Genomic DNA, 19,113 nt, shown 5'->3' with positions numbered 1-19,113 from the left:
TTGTCTGCAACATTTCCCATCCGCATCGGGGTATTTCATGTAACCGGAAGCGAAACACTGTTTTCGGAAAAAATTGGATCGGAGCGAATGTTATGCAAAAACGGGCTTTCGCACCCTTGGTTCTCATGCTTGTGCTGCTTTTGACCGGATTCGGATGCATGCCGAAACAACAGCAGGCCAACGTTACCCTAAAAGAACCGCCGGTTCTGCAGCTGCAATACGTTATAGACGGACAGAAAACGGAAACGATCATCTCCTCCGGGAATTACGAGTGGTATTATGAAAATGCAGACGGCACCCGCACCGGCGGTATTGCCTGCGGCGCGCATCCGCTCGATTCCGCCACGAAGATTCTGCAGGAGGATGGACTGACGCAACTTCAGATTGTGTTCTCAACCACTCCTACGAATTATTCCATTCGGTGCTGGCCGGATCGATGCCGTGGAAACGCAGAACGGTATGAACAGGATGCCTCTGCACTTGCGATGGATGGAAACACGCTCACGCTTCCCGCTAACGGAGAGGGATATGTCTATGAGCTCTCTGCCGAATGGCCGGAGGGCAACGCCAGCTATTCCTTTTATGTAACGCCGGCATAGCCTGCTTATCGCGGTCTGCGCTGAAATCACGCCGGGTTGCTTTGTGAAACAAAGACGCGTTCTGTCTCACAAAACAATCTCCTGCAACGTTTCTGTGGTAAAAAACCACTTCATTTAGGCTTATGTGTCCATTTGCAGACAAAAACCTGCTTTCTCACGCAGCTTCGGCTCTATAGATTCGGCATAAAATCATTAAAAAATCGGCTGCACCGTATTCGGGTGCAGCCGATTTTCTTCTTTTAAGAAATTGGTCTGTTACAGAATGATCTCGCCGTCAACCGTACCCGGCAGCGCCGCAGCATTGGACTCGTCGGTATCGATATGCATCGCAGCCGCGTAAGACGGGCTCACACGAACCACGACATCCCCAAAGATGAGTGCACGGTCATTGTAATCGACTTTTACAGAGACAATCTGCTTATCGGAAACGCCAGCCTCTGCAGCCTCAGCCGGCGTAAAGTGGATATGACGCTTTGCAGCAATCACGCCGCAGGGAATTTCCACTTCGCCCTTCGGGCCAACGAGCTTACATCCCGGGGTTCCTGCAATATCTCCGGACTCCCGGATCGGCGCAGAAATACCGATTTTGCGGGCATCTGTCAGTGCAATTTCAACCTGCGTCTCTTTCCGGACCGGACCGAGAACGGACATTTTAAGAGAACCCTTCGGGCCGACAACTTCTACTTTTTCGTTGCAAGCAAACTGACCCGGCTGGGACAATTCCTTCTTAACCGTCAACTCTGCACCTGCTCCAAACAGCGTCTCCAGATCTGCCTGCGACAGATGGAGGTGACGTGCGGACGTTTCAACCATAACTTTCAAATTCAACATCTCCTGACTCTTATGTTCTGTTTTTATTTTACTCCCATAACGACTTTTTTTCAACAAAAATCCGTGAAAAATCCGGTAACATATGCTACAATAAAAAGACATGTCATAGATTGTGAGGGAATGCCCGTGTTTGCTACTTGGAATGAACTGGAAACGGCATGTCTGGCATGCCGAAAATGCGGACTGTGCGAAGGCCGCCATCAGGTGGTGTTCGGAACCGGCTGCCGGGACGCCAAAGTCCTGTTTATCGGGGAAGGCCCCGGAGAAAATGAGGATCTGCAAGGGGAGCCGTTTGTCGGACGCGGCGGCATGCTGCTCGATAAAATTCTAGCCGCAGTAGACCTCGACCGGAAGAAAAACATCTACATCGCCAACATGGTCAAATGCCGGCCGCCCAAAAACCGGGATCCGCTTCCGGAAGAACAGGAAGCCTGCATCGATTGGCTGCGCAATCAGGTGAAGCTTTTAAATCCGCAAATCATTGTCTGTCTCGGAAGAGTCGCCGCCATGAAGCTCATTAAGCCGGATATCCGCGTCACAAAAGAACACGGCGTCTTTTTTAAAAAGGGCAATCTTCTGATGATGGCGACTTTTCACCCGGCCGCGCTGCTTCGAAATCCAAACCAAAAGCCTGCTGCCTTTGAGGATTTTTTAAAGCTTCGGGAAAAAATCGATCGCATGCAGCTGGATATCGCCAAAGAATACCCATCCGAACCGGCATCCGGCACGGATGCTTAAAGGTTTTTGCGTTCTCGGCGTAACGGATGGGGAGGTTGCGGCAGAGTACTTTGCCCCCTTTTTTCAGCGCTGGCGCTTTCGGCGTACCGAACACAAGACGCGTTTAAAAGACGCGTTCTTCCGTTTTTTGAAAGAAGCGTTTTCCAAAAGCACCTATTCGGAAAGCAGTTCCGAAACGCACGCAAACAGCACCCCGCAAGCGGCGCAAACGCCTGCTGCGGGGTGTTGTTATTTTTTTTGAAAATCCCGGTGTAAACGTCCCTTATTTTTTCGCTTTAAAGCCGTCTTTCAGAGAAACCGAGCGGTTAAACACCAGATGTCCGGGCGTACTGTCGCGATTATCCACGCAGAAATATCCCTGCCGCATAAACTGGAAGGATTCACCCGGCTTTGCTGTTTCCAGAGATTTTTCCAGCCTGCAGCCGGAGAGGACCTCCAGAGAATCGGGATTCAGGTATTCCATGAAAGCATCCGATTCCGGCTCCGCCACTGTAAAGAGGTTGCCGTAAAGCCGAATTTCCGCATCCAGGCAATCCTGCGCGTTGACCCAATGGATCGTCGCCTTGATTTTTCGGCCGTCTGCTGCGTTTCCGCCGCGGGATTCCGGATCGTACTCCGCGTAAACCTCGGTCACGTTTCCGTCCGCATCTTTTTTGCAGCCGGTGCATTTCACGATATAGGCCGTTTTGAGGCGAACCTCATTGCCCGGGAAGAGCCGGAAATATCCCTTGAACGGTGTTTCGACAAAGTCTTCCGATTCAATCCACATTTCCCGGGAAAATGTCACAGTCCGGGTTCCGGCGGAAGCGTCGTTCGGATTGTTTTCCACTTCGAATGTCTCCGTTTTTCCTTCCGGATAGTTCGTAATAATCAGTTTCAACGGATGCATTACCGCCATCACGCGGCTGGCATTTTGGTTGAGATCTTCCCGCAGGCAATGCTCCAGGAAGCTGTACTCCACCGTGCTGTTCACTTTGGAAACGCCGATCCGGTCGATAAAATTGCGGATGGAAGCCGGCGTATATCCGCGTCGGCGCAGTCCGCACAGCGTCGGCATCCGCGGATCGTCCCAACCGGAAACTTTTCCGTTTTCCACCAGCGCACGCAGACGGCGTTTGCTCATCACGGTATTGTTGATTCCAAGCCGCGCAAATTCAATCTGGCGCGGTTTGTTTTCACAGGAAATATGCTCTACAACCCAGTTATACAGCGGACGGTGCGCTTCAAATTCCAATGAGCACAGGGAATGCGTGATGCCTTCGAGTGCATCCTGAATCGGGTGTGCAAAATCGTACATCGGATAAATACACCACTTGTCGCCGACATGATGATGGTGGTGATGGACAATCCGGTAAATAACCGGATCGCGCATATTAAAGTTTCCGGAAGCCAGGTCGATTTTTGCACGCAGCGTCATTGCGCCGTCCTCGAATTCGCCGTTCTTCATCCGCTCGAACAAATCAAGGCTCTCCTCGATCGGGCGGTCGCGGTACGGGCTTTTGGCCGGTGTATTGATATCACCGCGGTATTCACGCATCTGCTCGGGTTTGAGCTCACAGACATAAGCCAGGCCCTTTTTGATCAGCTCCACTGCAAACGCATAGGTCTGATCAAAATAGTCGGACGCGTAGAAGAAGCGATCGTCCCAGGTATATCCCAGCCAGCGGATATCTTCTTTGATGGCGTCGACATATTCGACGTCTTCCTTTGTTGGGTTGGTATCGTCCATTCGGAGGTTGCACATCCCGTCAAATCGCTCAGCTGTCCCAAAATCGATGCAGATCGCCTTGCAGTGTCCGATATGCAGGTAGCCGTTCGGCTCCGGCGGAAACCGGGTATGCACAGTTTTCCCGGCGAAACGTCCGCCGGGTGCAAGATCCTCCCGGACAAATTCCTCGATAAAATTCAGTGCCTCTCCCTCTGTCTCGCAGGGAGTTCCGTTTTTCAGTTCGTCTGCCATAGTGTTGTTCCCTATCCTTTCAAGAAGCTGCTCCGCTGAGTTTTTCCAGTCCTGCGCGGAGCCTTTGCAGGGATTCTTCTTTCCCGAGAATCGCCAAAATTTCCATCGCGCCGCCGGGCGTTACCTGCATGCCGGCCGCTGCAATCCGTACCGGCCACAAAAGCGTTCCGTTTTTCACTTCCAAACGCTGTGCCAGCGCAAGCAGGGCATCGTGGATTGCCTCCACCGACCAGGTTTGCAGCGTTTCCAATTCTGCGATTGCCGCCGTCAGCATCGTGCCGGCGTTTTCCAAATTGGTTTTGCTCTTTTTATTGATGAAAAATGCAGCCGGGTATTCGGGCAGCGTCCTGAGGAACCCGATCATTTCCGGAATATCTTCGAGCTTCGTCACACGAGGCTGCAAAATAGACGTCAGAACCTCCCAATCGACCGCCTTGTCCGCAAACACCTTGCGGTATTGCGGCATCGCCTTCGCGGTAAAGTCCTCCGGCTGCATGGCGCGGAGATATTCCCCGTTCATCCAGGTCAGCTTATCATAGTCGAATACTGCCGGCGATTTGCTGATTCCGTCAATCGAAAATACCGATGCCAGCTCAGCAAGCGTGAAGATTTCTCGGTTTTCCTCTTTCGGGCACCATCCCAAAAGCGCAATATAGTTGACAATGGCCTCCGGCAGATAACCGTCCGCAACGAGATCGGCAAAGCCGGTCGATCCATGGCGCTTGGAGAGTTTGCTGACCGTACCGTCCGCGTTGCGTCCCATGATCATCGGCAGATGCACATAAACCGGGATCTCCCATCCGAATGCCTCATACAGAAGTTTATATTTCGGCGTTGAGGTCAGATACTCGCATCCGCGCACAACGTGTGTGATCTGCATCAGGTGGTCGTCCACGACATTTGCAAAGTTATAGGTCGGATATCCGTCCGATTTCAGGAGAATCTGATCCTCCAATTCGCAGTTTTCAATGGAAATATCTCCGTAAACTGCGTCGTGGAACGCCGTCGCGCCTTCTGTCGGCATCTTTTGCCGGATGACATAGGGTTCCCCTGCCGCTTTGCGCGCTTGTGCTTCCTCAAAAGAAAGATTCCGGCAGTGCCGGTCATATCCGCCGAATGCGTCCTCGCTGTGCAGAGAATCCAGCCGCTCCTTCGTGCAGAAACAGTAGTAGGCTTTTCCCATGGAAACCAGCTTCTCTGCATATTCCCGATAGAGCCCTTTCCGCTCGCTCTGAATATACGGGCCGAAGTCGCCGCCGACATCCGGACCTTCGTCGTGTTGGAGTCCCACTTGATCCAGCGTCCGGTAAATGACGTCTACCGCGCCCTCCACCAAACGTTCCCGATCCGTATCTTCAATCCGCAAAATAAACTTTCCGTTTTGCGATTTCGCAATCAGATATTCATAGAGCGCCGTGCGTAAATTTCCGACATGCATAAAGCCGGTTGGGCTTGGCGCAAATCTGGTCCGTACCATGCCATGTTCTCCTCTCGTGTTCATTCCTGTACAAGTATTCTTTTATTATACCAAATACAAAGAATTTATCAATCTTCATTTTTCATAATCATCGGAAAAATGCAATAAAATAAAAATAGAAGCCTATTGATTTTTCCCGACAAACAGTCTATCATAAAAATAAAAAAAATCCCGATCCATTGAATCGGTTCGGAAAGGTTGGGAATTCTGATGAAAGTTCTCGCGATTAACGGAAGCCCTCATGCAAACGGCAATACAGCCTGCGCGCTGGAAGCCGCCGCAGAAGCGCTGCATGCAGAAGGAATTGAGACCGAGATCCTGCATATCGGGCACAAGCTCATTCACGGCTGCACCGCCTGCGAACAATGCCATACCCTCGGAAAATGTGTGTTCGACAACGACCCGGTCAATGAGGCCGCCGAAAAGATGGCTCAAGCCGACGGCATTCTGCTCGCTTCGCCGGTTTATTACGCGGGCATCGCCGGAACCATGAAATCCTTTTTGGATCGTGTGTTTTATACGCGCGGCAGCAGCTTCCGGCACAAGGTCGGCGCATCGATTGCCGTTGTCCGCCGCAGCGGCGGCACCGCAACGCTGCAGGGTCTGAACTGGTACCTGAGCATCGGCGAAATGATTCTCCCCACCGGACAGTACTGGGCTGTCGTCCATGGCAGAAAGCCCGGAGAAGCGCGTCTCGATCTTGAAGGCATGCAGACGATGCGCACGCTCGGAAAAAACATGGCCTGGACGCTAAAGCTTGTAGAGGCCGGCAAAGAAACGCTTCCGGGACCCAAACCGGAAGAAAAGGAAATAATGAGCTTTATTCGCTGATTTTTATTTTTTGATGTATAAAACAGGCATAAATGGGATTTCTCCGCAGAAAATAAAGCAAGGCTCGGAGTTCAATAAAGGAGGAATACCATGCTTGATACCATTGCTTTGATCCTGCTCGTAATCGGCGGCATCAACTGGGGCTCCATCGGCATTTTCCAGTTTGATATCGTCGCGTGGATTTGTGGCGGTCAGGCGGCTGTTGTAAGCCGGATTATTTATACGCTGGTTGGGCTTTCGGCAATTTGGTGCCTGTCCTTCCTATTCCGCAAAAATGGCATGATCGAAAAAAACGATTAGCAAAACCCATGGATTCAAAAAAACAGCCGCTTGTCCTCCGGACTGTATGCGGCTGTTTTTGATTTTTCCGGATAGTTTCCTTTATAGAATTATAAACATCCCAAGTTCCCTGATAATGGATAGAGATTCGGTTTTGCAGGCGTTTTGTTTCCCTGTATGTAGAAAGGATGTCTCTATAATATAATGCAAAAAACACTCGGACGTGCTTACCGGTTTTTTTTATGGGGATTTGCGGGATGCTTTTTTCTCGTTCTTCTTCGGGTCGCTGTTTCGCTGACAAAGCGTCCGGCTAGCTCTCTGCTGCTGGTCGGCTTTTCTGCTGTGTTGGTAGCGGCGTGCGCCCTTATGGTCATGCAGTTTCGCAAAAGCGTATGGTTTCATACGCTTGCGCAAAAAGAATGGAACCGTTCGCTTTTCGCGATCTTTCTGTTCTGCATCTTTGCGCTGCAATGTGTGCTCGGCTGGGAACTTCGGTGCAATCCGGAAGGCAATCCCGCGATCTATTACGACTTGCGCGCGATGCACAACAATGCGCTTTCGCTGCTTTCCGGAGAAGGGATCAAAGCCCGGCCGTACTTCGCGCAATACCCGCACCAGCTTTTTCCGCTTCTGCTTCTGACAGCCTATTACGGCGTTTTCAAGCTGCTCTTCGGAACGGTTCCGCTCTATGCCGGGATCCCGCTCAATATCATTCTTCTGGACTGCGGAATCCTTCTTTTATATCTTCTGGCGCGCCGCCTATTCGGCAACCGCATGGCGCTCTTTTCGGCGCTGCTCTGCATGGTCTTTCCCCCGTTTTATACCTATGTCCCGTTTTTTTATCTCGATACCTTTTCGCTTCCGTTTACCGTTCTGCCGCTCTATCTCTATGTTTGCGCGCAGCAGCAGGCAAACGCCCGGCGGAAAATCGAGCTTTCCCTCGGCTGCGGTGCGGCAATCGGCTTCGGCGCGCTGCTGCGGCCGACCATTTTGATTCTCCTCGTTGCCATCGGCATGCACCTGCTCTGGGCATCCGGTCTGCGCCGGCTCTGGAAACCGGCTCTGCTTCTGGTGCTGGCGTTTCTCACGCTTTATTCCGGTGCAAAGGCGCTGGTAAACAGCCAAAATCTGCTTACCGAAGAGGAACTGCACACCTATCAATTTCCGAAAACACACTGGATCATGATGGGGCTCAAGGATCCGATGTGGAATCGCGCGGACGAGGAATTCACCAAAGCAAGCGGCGATTATGAACAGAAAGAAGCTGCGACGATCCAGGAAATCAAAGTCCGTCTGCAGGAACGCGGTATTGGCGGGACACTTCGTTATCTCTGGAAAAAATCGGCCTTCCAGTGGAGTGACGGCACCTACCGTTCCGGCATTTACCTTTCCCGCAGCCCGGCAAAATCGGAAAAAACGTTGCTCCATCAATTTTTCTTGAAATCCGGAAAATATTACCGGTGGTTCCGTGCCTACAGTCAAATCTTTCTCTTTGCCATTCTGGGGTTATCGCTCTATTCTCTTTTGCGTCATCTCAGAAAGCGTACCATTGCTTTGCAGACTGTTCACTATCTGACCTGGATGGGTGTCTTTCTATTTTTCCTGTTTTGGGAGGCAAACCCCAAATATCTTTTGAATTTCATGCCGATTCTGTTTCTCTGCGCTGCTGACGGGTTTCAGAACTTCACTCGAATCCGCATCCGACGCTTCCAGGTATCCGCGTGAACATTTGCCCTTTGTCAATTTTGGGGGCATCCATCCAGCACAACACAAACCATAAAAAGGAGGTCGTCTAAAATAGGATTCCGTTTTGCAACTCCGGCCGACAGCAGCGCGCTTTTGCGCATTTACGGCCAGTATCTGGATACAGCCATCACCTTTGAATACACACTCCCAACAGAAGCGGAATTTGCTGCCCGTATTTCGGATATCCTGCGCGGATATCCTTATCTCATTTGGGAAGAAAACGGTGCAATTCTCGGCTATGCCTATGCGCATCGTGCCCAGGAACGCCAGGCCTACCAGTGGAATGCGGAATTATCGGTTTATGTAGAAAAAATTGCCTGTCCCATGGCATCGGTAAGCGGCTTTATCGCGCGCTGTTTGCACTTTTAAAGTTGCAGGGCATTCGGACCGTCTATGGCGTTGTGACGGTGCCAAACGAAAAGAGCGAAGGGCTTCACCGTGCGCTTGGCTTTCGCTGATCGGCATTTACCGACACGCCGGATACAAGTGCGGCGCCTGGCGTGATGTCGCCTGGTTTGAAAAGGCGCTCGCCCCGTATGCGCCGGATCCGCAGCCGCCGCTTCCGATTACAGCGTTGCCGGAAGCCGTGATTTCCGACATTCTGCAAGCTGCATCCCAAATATAAAAAAGCTGGCGAATCATTCGCCAGCTTTTTCTATAAATCGGCAATTAAACTTTTTAGGGGACAGACTTACATTTTTTCCTGCTTATCCCAGAAAATCGCCTTCACGTCATCGTCCAGATCCTCGCGCTTTTTCGTGGCAATCTGTTCTTTGTTGGCGTTGAGCACTTCGACAATGTCTTTGGTGTCACGCGCAATGACGAGTTCCTCGTTTGTCAGAATGACAAAGACATCGACCTTTGAATCCGGCGTCGAGATTTTGCCCTCTTTGCCGTGCATGAGCTCTGCGTTCTTCTCCGGATCGATCTTGATTCCCAGATAGGACATCGCATTGCAGACGCGGATACGGTGCTTCGGCTGATTCTCGCCAAGGCCTGCTGTAAAGACGATCGCATCGCAGCCGTCCAGCGCAGCGACATACCCGCCGATAAATTTCTTAATCTGGTATTCGAGCATGCTATGTGCCAGGATTGCGCGCTTGTTTCCTGCTTCTGCAGCATCGGAAATATCGCGGTCATCGCTGGAAACGCCGGAAATGCCCAGAAGACCGGACTTTTTATTGAGCAGCTGATCCATCTCGCTCGGAGAGAGATGCTCTTTTTCTGCAATAAAGGTCACAACGGAGGGATCCAAGGTTCCCGTACGGGTTCCCATCATAAAGCCGTCGAGCGGCGTCAGGCCCATGCTGGTATCGATAACCTTGCCGTCTTTGATCGCGGTAATGGAAGAGCCGTTGCCGAGATGGCAGGTAATCAGCTTGAGATCCTTCAGCGGCTTGCCCATCATCTCTGCGCAGCGCTGGCTGACATACCGGTGGGAGGTCCCGTGGAAGCCATAGCGGCGAATCTTGTATTTCTCATAATACTCATACGGAACGGCAAACATATAAGCCTCAGGCGGCATGGTGGAGTGGAACGCAGTGTCGAACACGACGACCTCCGGAACTTCCTCGCCAAAAACCTGACGGCAGGCGCGAATTCCCTGTACATGCGCGCTGTTGTGCAGCGGTGCAAGCGGAATCAGGCTTTCGATTCCCTCAATGACATCTTCGTCAACCAGCACCGACCGGCTGAACATCGAACCGCCCTGCACGATGCGGTGGCCGATTGCCGTAACTTCGCTCAGGTCCTGAATCACGCCGACCTTGCTGTCCAAGAGCGCTTTTTTGACCTGCATAAACGCTTCTGTGTGATTGCTCATCCGAACTTCGAGTTTTTCCGAACGTCCATCCGCCGTCTTGTGGGTAAATACACCGACGTCCATCCCAATTCGTTCACAGTTTCCTTTTGCGACCATCTCTTCGTTTGACATATCAATGAGCTGATATTTCAGAGAAGAGCTTCCCGCGTTGATGACCAGAATTTTCATTCTCGCAATTTCCTCCTACATTCATTTGTTTCGCAGCCCGGCACAATCCTTTTTTCTGTTTGCGGAATAGATTGTTTCTTGCTAAAAAATGCTGTATTATTATAATACAAGCGAAATATAAATTCAAGGAGTTTTCAGAAAAAATGGGGAATTACACGGCATTTTCCGGGATCATCTGCGAATATAACCCCTTTCACTACGGCCACGCCGCGTTGCTTTCCGCTGCACGGGAAAACAGCGGCACGCCGGTTGTCTGCATCATGAGCGGCAATTTTGTGCAGCGCGGCGATGCTGCAATTCTCAACAAGTGGGCGCGTGCCGAAACTGCCGTGCGCTGCGGCGCAGATCTTGTTTTTGAACTGCCGGTTTCCTGGGCAGCAGCCGGTGCGGAACGCTTTGCGTCCGGCGGGGTTGCGCTCTTATCGGCGCTGGGAATTCCCTGCAAGCTCTGGTTTGGCTCGGAGTGCGGAGACGCCGGACGTCTTTTCCGGCTTGCTGCGGTCCTGCGAACTCCGGAATTTTCCGAACTATTGCAGATGAATCTCTGTAAAGGGATTTCCTTTGCTTCAGCGCGCACCGAAGCGATCCAGCGGCTTTGCGGAGAAGAAACAGCAGCGCTTTTGTATTCTGCAAATAATATTTTAGGAATTGAATATTGCAAGGCAATTCTAGAACAAAACGCGAATCTGACACCGTTCTCTATTCTTCGGCAACAAGCGAATCACGACCAAAAAGACGCCTGTTTCGGATGGTCCTCTTCCCTTTTGCGAGAAGAACTCTGTAAAGGTAATAAACTTCACGACATCATCCCCAGTCCTGCAGAGGAAATTCTTCTGCAGGAGCTCCGGGCAGGACGCGCACCCGCCACCCTCGACAGGTTGGAATGCGCGATTCTTTCCACTTTGCGCAGTGCAGACCGGGAAACCCTTTCCCATCTGCCCGATCTCAGCGAAGGCCTTGAAAACCGTCTGTATGCTGCCATCCGCAAAACGTCCTCGCTCTCTGCGCTCTATGACGCTGTCACCACCAAGCGCTATCCCCGCGCACGTGCCCGGCGTCTGGTGCTTTCCGCTTTTTTGGGACTGCATACGCCGCTGCCCAAATTTCCGCCCTATTTGCGCCTGCTTGCCATGAATCGTACCGGCCAGGAACTGCTCTCCGTTTTGAAAAAAACTGCCTCGCTGCCGATTCTAACACGCTATACGGACGCAGCGCGTTTGCACGGCGAGGCTGCACGTGTTTTTGAAGAAGAATGCCGGGCGTCCGATCTCTACGCGCTCGCTTCTCCGGTGCTGCAGCCCTGCGGCACAGAACAGCGCACCAGCGTCCGGATTGTTGATTTTCAGGCATCCATACGCTAAAATGGCAGTAGTGGAAACGGCTTGAAATTTTGGGGGATTTGTGATTGAAAAAGGTGAAAATTATCGTATCGGTCTGCATGCTTCTCCTGTTCACACTGACCAGCTTGCCTGTTTCTGTTTTTGCAGAGGAGGCCGATCCTGCGCAAGCTGTACCGAGCCTTCTTGCAGAAACGGAAGAACCCGCAGAACCGCTTGTGCTTTCTGATACGAAGCTCTCGCTGTTTGTCCGCGAACAAGCAGTTCTCACTGTAAGTCCGGCTTCCGCCGCGCAATCGATTGTCTGGTCTTCTTCCAATCCGGAAGTTGCCGAGGTTGATGCGGATGGCAGAATCGATGCCATTTCTCCGGGCACTGCCGTGATTACCGCCGCTGCTGGGAATTCGCAGGCGTCCTGCACGGTAACAGTCCGTCTGGCGACACCCGTTGTCAAGGCGGCGTCTGCCTCCTATAACCGCGTAAAAGTCAGCTGGAAGAAAATCCCCGGCGCGGACGGGTATCTCATTTACCGAAAAAACGCTTCCGGCAATTGGAAAAAACTTGCCACAGTTGCAGCAGCGCAAACATCTTATACCGATACTGGTCTTACCTGCGGCGTTTCTTACACATATACTGTAAAAGCCTATGCAGACAATCTCTACAGCGCCTACAACAAGACCGGCGTTTCTGTAAAGCCTGTCCCGGCAACACCGTCTCCAAAAGCGGCATCCGCTTCCTATCATAAAATCAAAGTCAGCTGGAACCAGATTTCCGGCGCGAACGGATATTTTGTCTATCGGAAAAACGCTGCCGGTGATTGGAAAAAGATCGCCACCCTTACCGGCGGAAAGACTCTCTCGTATACAGATTCCGGACTCAATTGCGGAACCTCTTACACCTACACGGTAAAAGCCTACCGCACGATAGACGGAAAAAAATTGTCCGGCGCTTATCATGCCGCCGGAGCTTCTGCCAAACCGCGGCTCGGGACGCCGAAGGTCAGCGTTTCCAAAGCTGGCGACACTGCAATCAAAGTTTCCTGGAAACAGGTTTCCGGCGCAAACGGATATCTCATCTATCGGAAAAATGCCGCCGGTGATTGGAAAAAAATCGGCTCTGTCTCCGGCGGCAAAACCCTGTCTTATACGGACAAACGCCGCGATCCGGGTGTGTCCTACAGCTATACGGTCAAGGCCTACCGCAAAGTTGGCCAGAAAAAGGTTTACAGCGGGTATTCCAGCTCCGGTGCCAACATGAAGCTTCCGTTCCCGGCGCCAAAGCTTCGCAGCGTTTCCTCTAACAAAAAGCCCAACAACATTGTCCTTAAGTGGTCTGCGGTGCCAGGCGCACAGGGCTATCGCATTTATCGTAAAATAGCCGGAGGAAGCTGGGAAACACTGCGGGACGTCTCCGGCCAGGCAACGACCAGCTACACCGACAAAACCGCGAAAAACGGTGTCGAGTACCTCTACACTGTCCGCGCCTACTGCCAGAATGGAAAGGTCCTGAGCAGCTATAAAAAGGCCGGAATTTCCGCGCAGCTGGTTTATTGGACGCAGAAAGGAAATTGCTACCATAAAACCATTTGCCGTTCGTTAAAGAACTCCAAAACCGTTTTGTACGGACTGGTTTCCGAGTCCGGAAAAACTGCCGCCTGTAAAAACTGTTATCACTAATGTATGCTTTGGAGGGCCACAGGTAATTTTTGTGTTTTGGGTCTTTGGAATACGAACAAGAAATCAAAAAACTTCTTACAGAAAAGAGGCAGATATCTGGGAATCTACCCGGATGTCTGCCTCTTTCTTTCTCATAAAAATTTCTCTGTTTCCGGCAATCGATTGGTCTGCTGCGCAATTCCTTCAAATGGCCGCGAATGCAGGATCTGTTGCAAACCGGCAATTCGGCATCGAGCCGGATTTTCCGCCTTTTCATCAAGCGCTTTTAAAAAGACAAACCCGGCATCATCCAAGCGATACCGGGTTTTCCAATAATTCCCGTTTCAGGTTCTGGGGCTTCCGGGCTCTGCCAAAGCGAGCGAAAACGAGAGCGCCGGAAGCGCACCTGCAATGTTTCAGTCGGCCACCGGCACCAGCTTTCCGTGCACAACGTACCGGGCATCCTCAAAATCATAGGTGCAAGTCGACAGCGTCACGATCCGGTCGGAGACCTCTACCGGCACCGATGAGTCAAAATCCGAGCGTGCGCGAATGTTCTCCAAAAATTCTGAAAATGCGGACGCGTCTGCAAAAGAAAACGTGTACGCGTCGGAATCGGACGGCGTGACGTATCCGCTGAAAAGCTCCAATCGGAACGTACCATCCGGCGTCACCAGAAACATCTCCGGATGCGCCTCATAATACGCCTGTTTTGTGTAATTGGTCAAGCTCGCAAACATCGAGCCGTTATTCATGTTGTGTCCGTAAATGATGGTATTCCAGTCTGAAAACCCCGGTGCATTCCGGCAATCCACAAAAAGCGTTCCCAGTTTATTGTAGGTGCCGTCGAAAATGTGGTCAAGGTAATATACATTATCGGACCCCTGCACGACCGGATAATCAATCACCGTATCGGCGCTGTAAATCCAGGCAGCTACATCCGCATTCATCGCAGACAGCACGCTAAAATCGACATCCAAAGGCTCATCAGTATCCTGTTCGGAATCCCCCGACGACGCTGAATTTTCGCCGCTGTTTGGAGAAACCGCTTGTTTCTTTTTCACAGCGCCGGCCGTGATCGACGCATAGGCGTCGTCTCCAACTTTGTACTCCAAATAGGAAGTCACCAGTTTGTACCCGCAAAAAAGCATCACGCCAATACAGAGTACAATCAGAAGATTCAGCAGAACATTGCCGCCTTTTCTTCTCTGCTTCTTTTTTTCAAACCGTTTTCCTGCCATGAACATTCCATCTTTCCCGGATTGATGATCTACACTTTAGGCCAATTTTTCAAAATTGTCAATACTGATTTCCACAATTTTCATTTTGCTGCGGCTTTTTGCTTCCGGCCTTTTCCGAATAAAATGAAGCACAGCGCGCTGACCGCCATCAGCATCGGATAAAACATGTACGGAATAATGTCAAACGGCGTGAGCGCCGTGAGCGTTGCCGCAGACAACAGCTGCGCACCATACGGAATGAGCCCCTGGAACACAGAGGTAAAAATATCAAGCAGCGACGCGGAACGCTCCGCAGAAATATCGTATTCCTCGCGCACTTCGTTTGCGATCGGGCCGGCAATCACGATGGCCACGGTATTGTTCGCGGTCGCCATATCTACAACGGACGCAAGCGCCGCGATTCCGATCTGGCCGCCTTTATTGGTCCGAATTTTTGATTTAATGAACTGCAGTACAAACTGGATTCCGCCATACTCCCGCACCAGCGCGACAATTCCCGCAACCGTAATGGAAATGACCGTGATGTCGTACATTTCTGTAACGCCGCTTCCGACAGCGGTAAAGATTTCAGCCGGGAGGATCGACCCGGTTGCAACCCCTACAATTAAGGAGGCCGCAATTCCTGCAATCAAAACCAGGAACACATTAAACCCAATCAATGCGCCGACCAAAACGATGATATACGGAAGGACTTTAAAAAGATTGTATTCCAGATTTCCGCTGACCTGATAATCTCCATGCATGGTTAAAACAAGGAACAGCACTGCGGTGATTACTGCCGCCGGAAGGACAATTAAAAAGTTGGCTTTAAATTTGTCTTTCATCTGGCATCCCTGTGTCCGGACAGCCGCAATCGTAGTGTCCGAAATCATGGAAAGGTTGTCTCCGAACATCGCGCCGCTGACAACTGCCGCGATGCAGATTGCAGTCGGGAAGCCCGCCTTCTCACTGATTCCAACCGCAATCGAGGCAAGCGCCGCAATGGTGCCGACCGAGGTTCCCATAGAGATCGAGATAAAGCAGCTAATCAAAAACAATCCCATAACCGCAACATTCGACGGCAAAATGGAAAGGCAGAGGTTCACCGTACTTTCCACACCGCCCGCTGCCTTTACCGCGCCGGAAAAACCGCCGGCCACCAAAAAGATCATGCACATGGTAATGATGTTTTCGTCGCCGATTCCACGCGCAACAACGCGGAATTTTTCTTCAAATTTCAGTTTGCGGTTCTGCAAAAATGCGACAAACAAAGCAATCAGAAATCCGACAATCGCGGGCATGCTGTAGAAATCCTTTAAAATCACACCGCTGCCAATAAAGATCACCAAAAAGACGAGAATTGGGAGAAGCGCCCACGCGTTCCCCTTTTGTTTCTGCTCCAAGAATACCCCTCCTAATTTTTGTCATTCCTCTTGCGATATCGCGTTCTTGCCGTCCGGTCCCCAGCGGCTGCGCCTTGTGTTCATCGCCGCAAAATTGCAAAGAACCCGCCAAATCCCACAGTAACCTGATAAAGGCTCTGCGCTGCGCGTAAAAATCTAAAGCACCCGATAGAAAACTGCCGCATTTCTCTTTCTATCGGGTCAGGACATTCTGCTCATCGGATTTTCGTTGCACACTATTTTGCATGCTGATTTGATTTCGTCACATTTTTGTTGTTCCAGATCGCTTTTCATTCGATATGGCATCAAGGGAATTGTCTTTTATTATAGTGTTTTTTCTGGATTTTGACAAGCAATTTCATCCTTTTTGTGTTTTTTACACCACCGATGTTCAAAAACCCAGCCCAATTTCTTTTGACACTAAAAAATATAGGACGCGTAATCCAGTCTCATGATCAAACGCGTGACCACCGCTTTATGAAACACATCATATGCACTTTTGTTGTTCCAAAGCACTTTATCTGCTTTTTCTATCTGATTCTGCATTCGCTCTATTTGTTCATCGCTGAGAGGAAATTGCTCGTTGTGAAAATCATTCTGCATAATATGCAGGAGAAGATCCGCGTATTGCTGTGCTTCGATTTGGCGCAACGCTTCTATCATATGAAATTGGTTGCTCGAAGCAAGCACCTCTTGCAGACCATCCCGGATTTCATACTCAAATTCCATACAAAAAGCCAGCACTTGTGCATCCGGAGGAAGAAGCTCGACCCTGTTTTGAAAAATCGCGCTGTAAATCTTATCAAAATGAAAGGACGGTACCTGTACCCATTCACAATTTTGTTTCGTATAGAATTCGTTATACGATTCGGTACGCCATCCGCCGGCTCTTTTCAGAAGAAGCTCATACTTCTGCCTGCCAGAATCGTATAGCATTGCATTTCTTTCCGAAAAAATGCCGTCTGCCCTATCTATAAACAGCTACTCTGGGAACATCTGCCGTGATCTCTTTCCCATTCCGAACTGTACCAACATCCTGCCCGTTGATGCTCATACGATACAGCAGGAACGCTCCGGAAAACGCGGCTTTTCGCTGAATGGTAAATCGAACCGTATCCATAGTCAAACTCCCATCCCAAAACAATCGTCAGGCGTCTTTCCTTATTGAAAAAATCCAACACGCTTCCTGTCAAGGGGCATCATCATCTCGACACCGTGTTTCCCGGCTGAAACATTGCGAAAAACTGGAAACTGTCACTGCAAATCAATATCTATCTTATAATCATGATCTATCAGAATATAGTCTATTTTATTCTTTTGCGCGAGCGCTAAAGTGTGTGCATTCTCTTCCAATACATTTTTCAAAGTGCAGTCCTCATCATGCATTCGTTTTTCTATAACGCTTGCATATTGCTTTATATCGTTAAAATGTGCCCGTATATAATTTTCACTCATAACAATACAGAAGAATTTGATATTCTCAAGATCATCATTTGAAAAATCTTTTTTCCAATCTAACGGAATATAACAACCTTCAATTATGCGATTTTGCCTATTTTCTATTGAAGTTTTTATCATTTCTCGAACAATCGGCCATAGGTATTCTGTCAGTTCGATATCATCACACGTTGGTGTAAGTTTCGTATTCCCGCTGCGTATTAGTCCCATTTTCAAATGGTCTATTGATAAATAAGGATATTTGTATTTTTCGAGAAGCTTTTGCGCCAACAGGGTTTTTCCCGTATGAGAAGCACCAGTAATCAACACAATCATAATTCTTTCCCCATCAAATAATTTGTCAAGGAAACATCATTTCTAACAACCTGCTGTTCTGTTATTACAGAGTATCCCCTTTTCTCAAAGAAAGGTCTTGCCGTAATGGAAGCATGCGTTAAAATTCGTTTCCCATTCGCTGCACATTCCAATTCATCGCAAATTGCAGATGCTATTCCTTCCCGCTGATGGTCTTTATGAACAAACAACCTATCCAAATAACCGGTATGGTCCATATCCCCGAAGCCGACGATTTCGTCACCTTCTACGGCGACTATCGTTTTGTGCTCCCGGAAAGACTGATCCCATGCTTGAAAATCCACTTTGCCTGTTGCCCAGACATTTCGCTGTTCCTCTGTATAATCCTTTGCATTGACGCTGTGGACTGAATTATAAAACAATTCTGCCAATTTCTCACAGTCAGAAGTTCTGTATCGATAAGGTAAGATAAGTTGCGCACCCTTCGCATCTGTGGTGTCATTGAGACTGAATTTCTTTTCATGCGTATCATTTTTTGCATTTTTGGATATACTGGTATTGACAGCCGCTGCGTTCTGTGTTATGCTTTGGCTGTAAGGTGTTGTTCCTGTACTGGCCTTTGAGCCGTTTACCGGGAATGGCACCTTTTTTATTACACCTATGTTATACACTTCTTTTGATTCCGCATTCAGACCTACTGAAAGTTGCAACTGGTAATACCCGCCATCCAAATCGCGGAAATACGCAGAACGATATTCAAACCCGTTTTGGGCAAAGTCGTTCTTTCGCGGTTTTAGAACGCCTTTTTCCCCAAGATATTTTGAGGTCTGTACAATCTCATCAATTACCCCGGCTGCAGTTCCTTTTACCAGATAAATCTTATCAGAAATTGGGTTTCCTTCATTTTTTCCGTTTCGATATCCCAGCTTCCATGCGGTTCTGCCGGTAATCAAAAGTTCGCTTCCGTCGGTCATGGGGATAGAAACATCCTGACCGTTCCGCACCTTTTGATTTACATAATCGATGATTTCGCGCTCCCAATCTACGGAGTTTTCGGATTTGTTTCTGTTGATTTTTTCATCGATCCTGCGTATAATAATGTTAAAGCTATCGCGGGAAAGGCTGGCGGGCAATTGTTGCCCGAGACCCTTTACATCTCGGATGGCTCTTTTTTTGTTTAGATAATAGAATCCTATATCTCCGATATTTTCCATTGCCTTTGCTTCATCTATAAACTTTTCAAAATTGGCACGGTTAAAATATGTTGAAATAAGATTAACATCAATTCGTTTTTT

At 49.7% G+C, this 19,113-nt stretch carries 19 protein-coding genes; 9 read left to right on the top strand and 10 right to left on the bottom strand.

Features of this window, described 5'->3' with window-relative positions; translation table 11 throughout:
• Positions 1-92: 92 nt before the first annotated feature.
• On the top strand, positions 93-599 hold the full coding sequence (locus tag IAG03_RS01475; protein WP_249317909.1) for a hypothetical protein: 507 nt from the start codon (positions 93-95) through the stop codon (positions 597-599).
• 255 nt (positions 600-854) lie between these two features.
• Here IAG03_RS01475 and pduL read toward each other — a convergent pair whose 3' ends face one another.
• Positions 855-1,430, bottom strand: a complete 576-nt coding sequence (gene pduL, locus IAG03_RS01470; protein ID WP_346726088.1) for a phosphate propanoyltransferase — start codon at positions 1,428-1,430, stop codon at positions 855-857.
• A 126-nt stretch (positions 1,431-1,556) separates the two neighbouring features.
• Here pduL and IAG03_RS01465 point away from each other — a divergent pair, with 126 nt between their 5' ends.
• On the top strand, positions 1,557-2,168 hold the full coding sequence (locus tag IAG03_RS01465; RefSeq protein ID WP_430472424.1) for a uracil-DNA glycosylase: 612 nt from the start codon (positions 1,557-1,559) through the stop codon (positions 2,166-2,168).
• Between the two features lie 262 nt (positions 2,169-2,430).
• Here IAG03_RS01465 and IAG03_RS01460 read toward each other — a convergent pair whose 3' ends face one another.
• Positions 2,431-4,128: a glutamine--tRNA ligase/YqeY domain fusion protein gene (locus tag IAG03_RS01460; RefSeq protein ID WP_249317906.1), complete on the bottom strand. Its 1,698-nt coding sequence runs from the start codon at positions 4,126-4,128 to the stop codon at positions 2,431-2,433.
• Between the two features lie 19 nt (positions 4,129-4,147).
• On the bottom strand, positions 4,148-5,605 hold the full coding sequence (gene gltX / locus IAG03_RS01455; RefSeq protein WP_249317905.1) for a glutamate--tRNA ligase: 1,458 nt from the start codon (positions 5,603-5,605) through the stop codon (positions 4,148-4,150).
• Positions 5,606-5,815: 210 nt separating this feature from the next.
• On the opposite strand from gltX, the gene IAG03_RS01450 reads away from it, so the two are divergent.
• The 5 genes from IAG03_RS01450 to IAG03_RS14475 all read left to right on the top strand — a co-directional run bounded on the left by IAG03_RS01450 (position 5,816) and on the right by IAG03_RS14475 (position 8,919).
• A complete protein-coding gene (locus IAG03_RS01450) occupies positions 5,816-6,436 on the top strand; it encodes a flavodoxin family protein (protein ID WP_249317904.1) in 621 nt (206 codons plus the stop codon).
• A gap of 90 nt (positions 6,437-6,526) precedes the next feature.
• Positions 6,527-6,736: a DUF378 domain-containing protein gene (locus IAG03_RS01445; protein WP_249317903.1), complete on the top strand. Its 210-nt coding sequence runs from the start codon at positions 6,527-6,529 to the stop codon at positions 6,734-6,736.
• Positions 6,737-6,919: 183 nt separating this feature from the next.
• Positions 6,920-8,440, top strand: coding sequence for a glycosyltransferase family 39 protein (locus IAG03_RS01440; protein WP_249317902.1), 1,521 nt, complete (start codon positions 6,920-6,922; stop codon positions 8,438-8,440).
• 114 nt (positions 8,441-8,554) lie between these two features.
• Entirely contained in the window at positions 8,555-8,830 is a 276-nt protein-coding gene (locus IAG03_RS01435; protein WP_249317901.1) for a GNAT family N-acetyltransferase, read from the top strand.
• Positions 8,752-8,919, top strand: coding sequence for a GNAT family N-acetyltransferase (locus IAG03_RS14475; RefSeq protein WP_430472430.1), 168 nt, complete (start codon positions 8,752-8,754; stop codon positions 8,917-8,919). Before IAG03_RS01435 ends, IAG03_RS14475 begins: the two co-directional genes overlap by 79 nt.
• 233 nt (positions 8,920-9,152) lie before the next feature.
• Here IAG03_RS14475 and IAG03_RS01425 read toward each other — a convergent pair whose 3' ends face one another.
• Positions 9,153-10,451: an acetate/propionate family kinase gene (locus IAG03_RS01425; RefSeq protein ID WP_249317900.1), complete on the bottom strand. Its 1,299-nt coding sequence runs from the start codon at positions 10,449-10,451 to the stop codon at positions 9,153-9,155.
• A gap of 143 nt (positions 10,452-10,594) precedes the next feature.
• Here IAG03_RS01425 and IAG03_RS01420 point away from each other — a divergent pair, with 143 nt between their 5' ends.
• Both IAG03_RS01420 and IAG03_RS01415 read left to right on the top strand, forming a co-directional pair.
• Positions 10,595-11,812, top strand: a complete 1,218-nt coding sequence (locus tag IAG03_RS01420; protein ID WP_249317899.1) for a tRNA(Met) cytidine acetate ligase — start codon at positions 10,595-10,597, stop codon at positions 11,810-11,812.
• A gap of 53 nt (positions 11,813-11,865) precedes the next feature.
• Positions 11,866-13,464: a fibronectin type III domain-containing protein gene (locus tag IAG03_RS01415; protein WP_249318141.1), complete on the top strand. Its 1,599-nt coding sequence runs from the start codon at positions 11,866-11,868 to the stop codon at positions 13,462-13,464.
• Between the two features lie 395 nt (positions 13,465-13,859).
• On the opposite strand, the gene srtB is transcribed toward IAG03_RS01415, so the two are convergent.
• The 6 genes from srtB to IAG03_RS14330 all read right to left on the bottom strand — a co-directional run.
• On the bottom strand, positions 13,860-14,684 hold the full coding sequence (srtB, locus tag IAG03_RS01410; RefSeq protein WP_249317898.1) for a class B sortase: 825 nt from the start codon (positions 14,682-14,684) through the stop codon (positions 13,860-13,862).
• A gap of 80 nt (positions 14,685-14,764) precedes the next feature.
• Complete coding sequence (locus IAG03_RS01405) at positions 14,765-16,066, bottom strand: Na+/H+ antiporter NhaC family protein (protein ID WP_249317897.1); 1,302 nt, start codon at positions 16,064-16,066, stop codon at positions 14,765-14,767.
• A 420-nt stretch (positions 16,067-16,486) separates the two neighbouring features.
• Complete coding sequence (locus IAG03_RS01400) at positions 16,487-17,002, bottom strand: hypothetical protein (protein ID WP_249317896.1); 516 nt, start codon at positions 17,000-17,002, stop codon at positions 16,487-16,489.
• 31 nt (positions 17,003-17,033) lie between these two features.
• Positions 17,034-17,186, bottom strand: coding sequence for a hypothetical protein (locus tag IAG03_RS01395; protein WP_249317895.1), 153 nt, complete (start codon positions 17,184-17,186; stop codon positions 17,034-17,036).
• A 134-nt stretch (positions 17,187-17,320) separates the two neighbouring features.
• Positions 17,321-17,839, bottom strand: a complete 519-nt coding sequence (locus IAG03_RS01390; protein ID WP_249317894.1) for an adenylate kinase — start codon at positions 17,837-17,839, stop codon at positions 17,321-17,323.
• On the bottom strand, positions 17,836-19,113 hold a 1,278-nt coding region (locus IAG03_RS14330), incomplete at its 5' end, for a GNAT family N-acetyltransferase (protein ID WP_346726087.1). The genes IAG03_RS01390 and IAG03_RS14330, both read right to left, overlap by 4 nt.

The sequence above is a fragment of the Yeguia hominis genome (assembly GCF_014384705.1).
GTDB classification, from domain to species: domain Bacteria; phylum Bacillota; class Clostridia; order Oscillospirales; family Acutalibacteraceae; genus Yeguia; species Yeguia hominis.
Note: the sequence above shows the minus strand (reverse complement) of the source record. Positions and strands in the feature narration are given on the sequence as shown.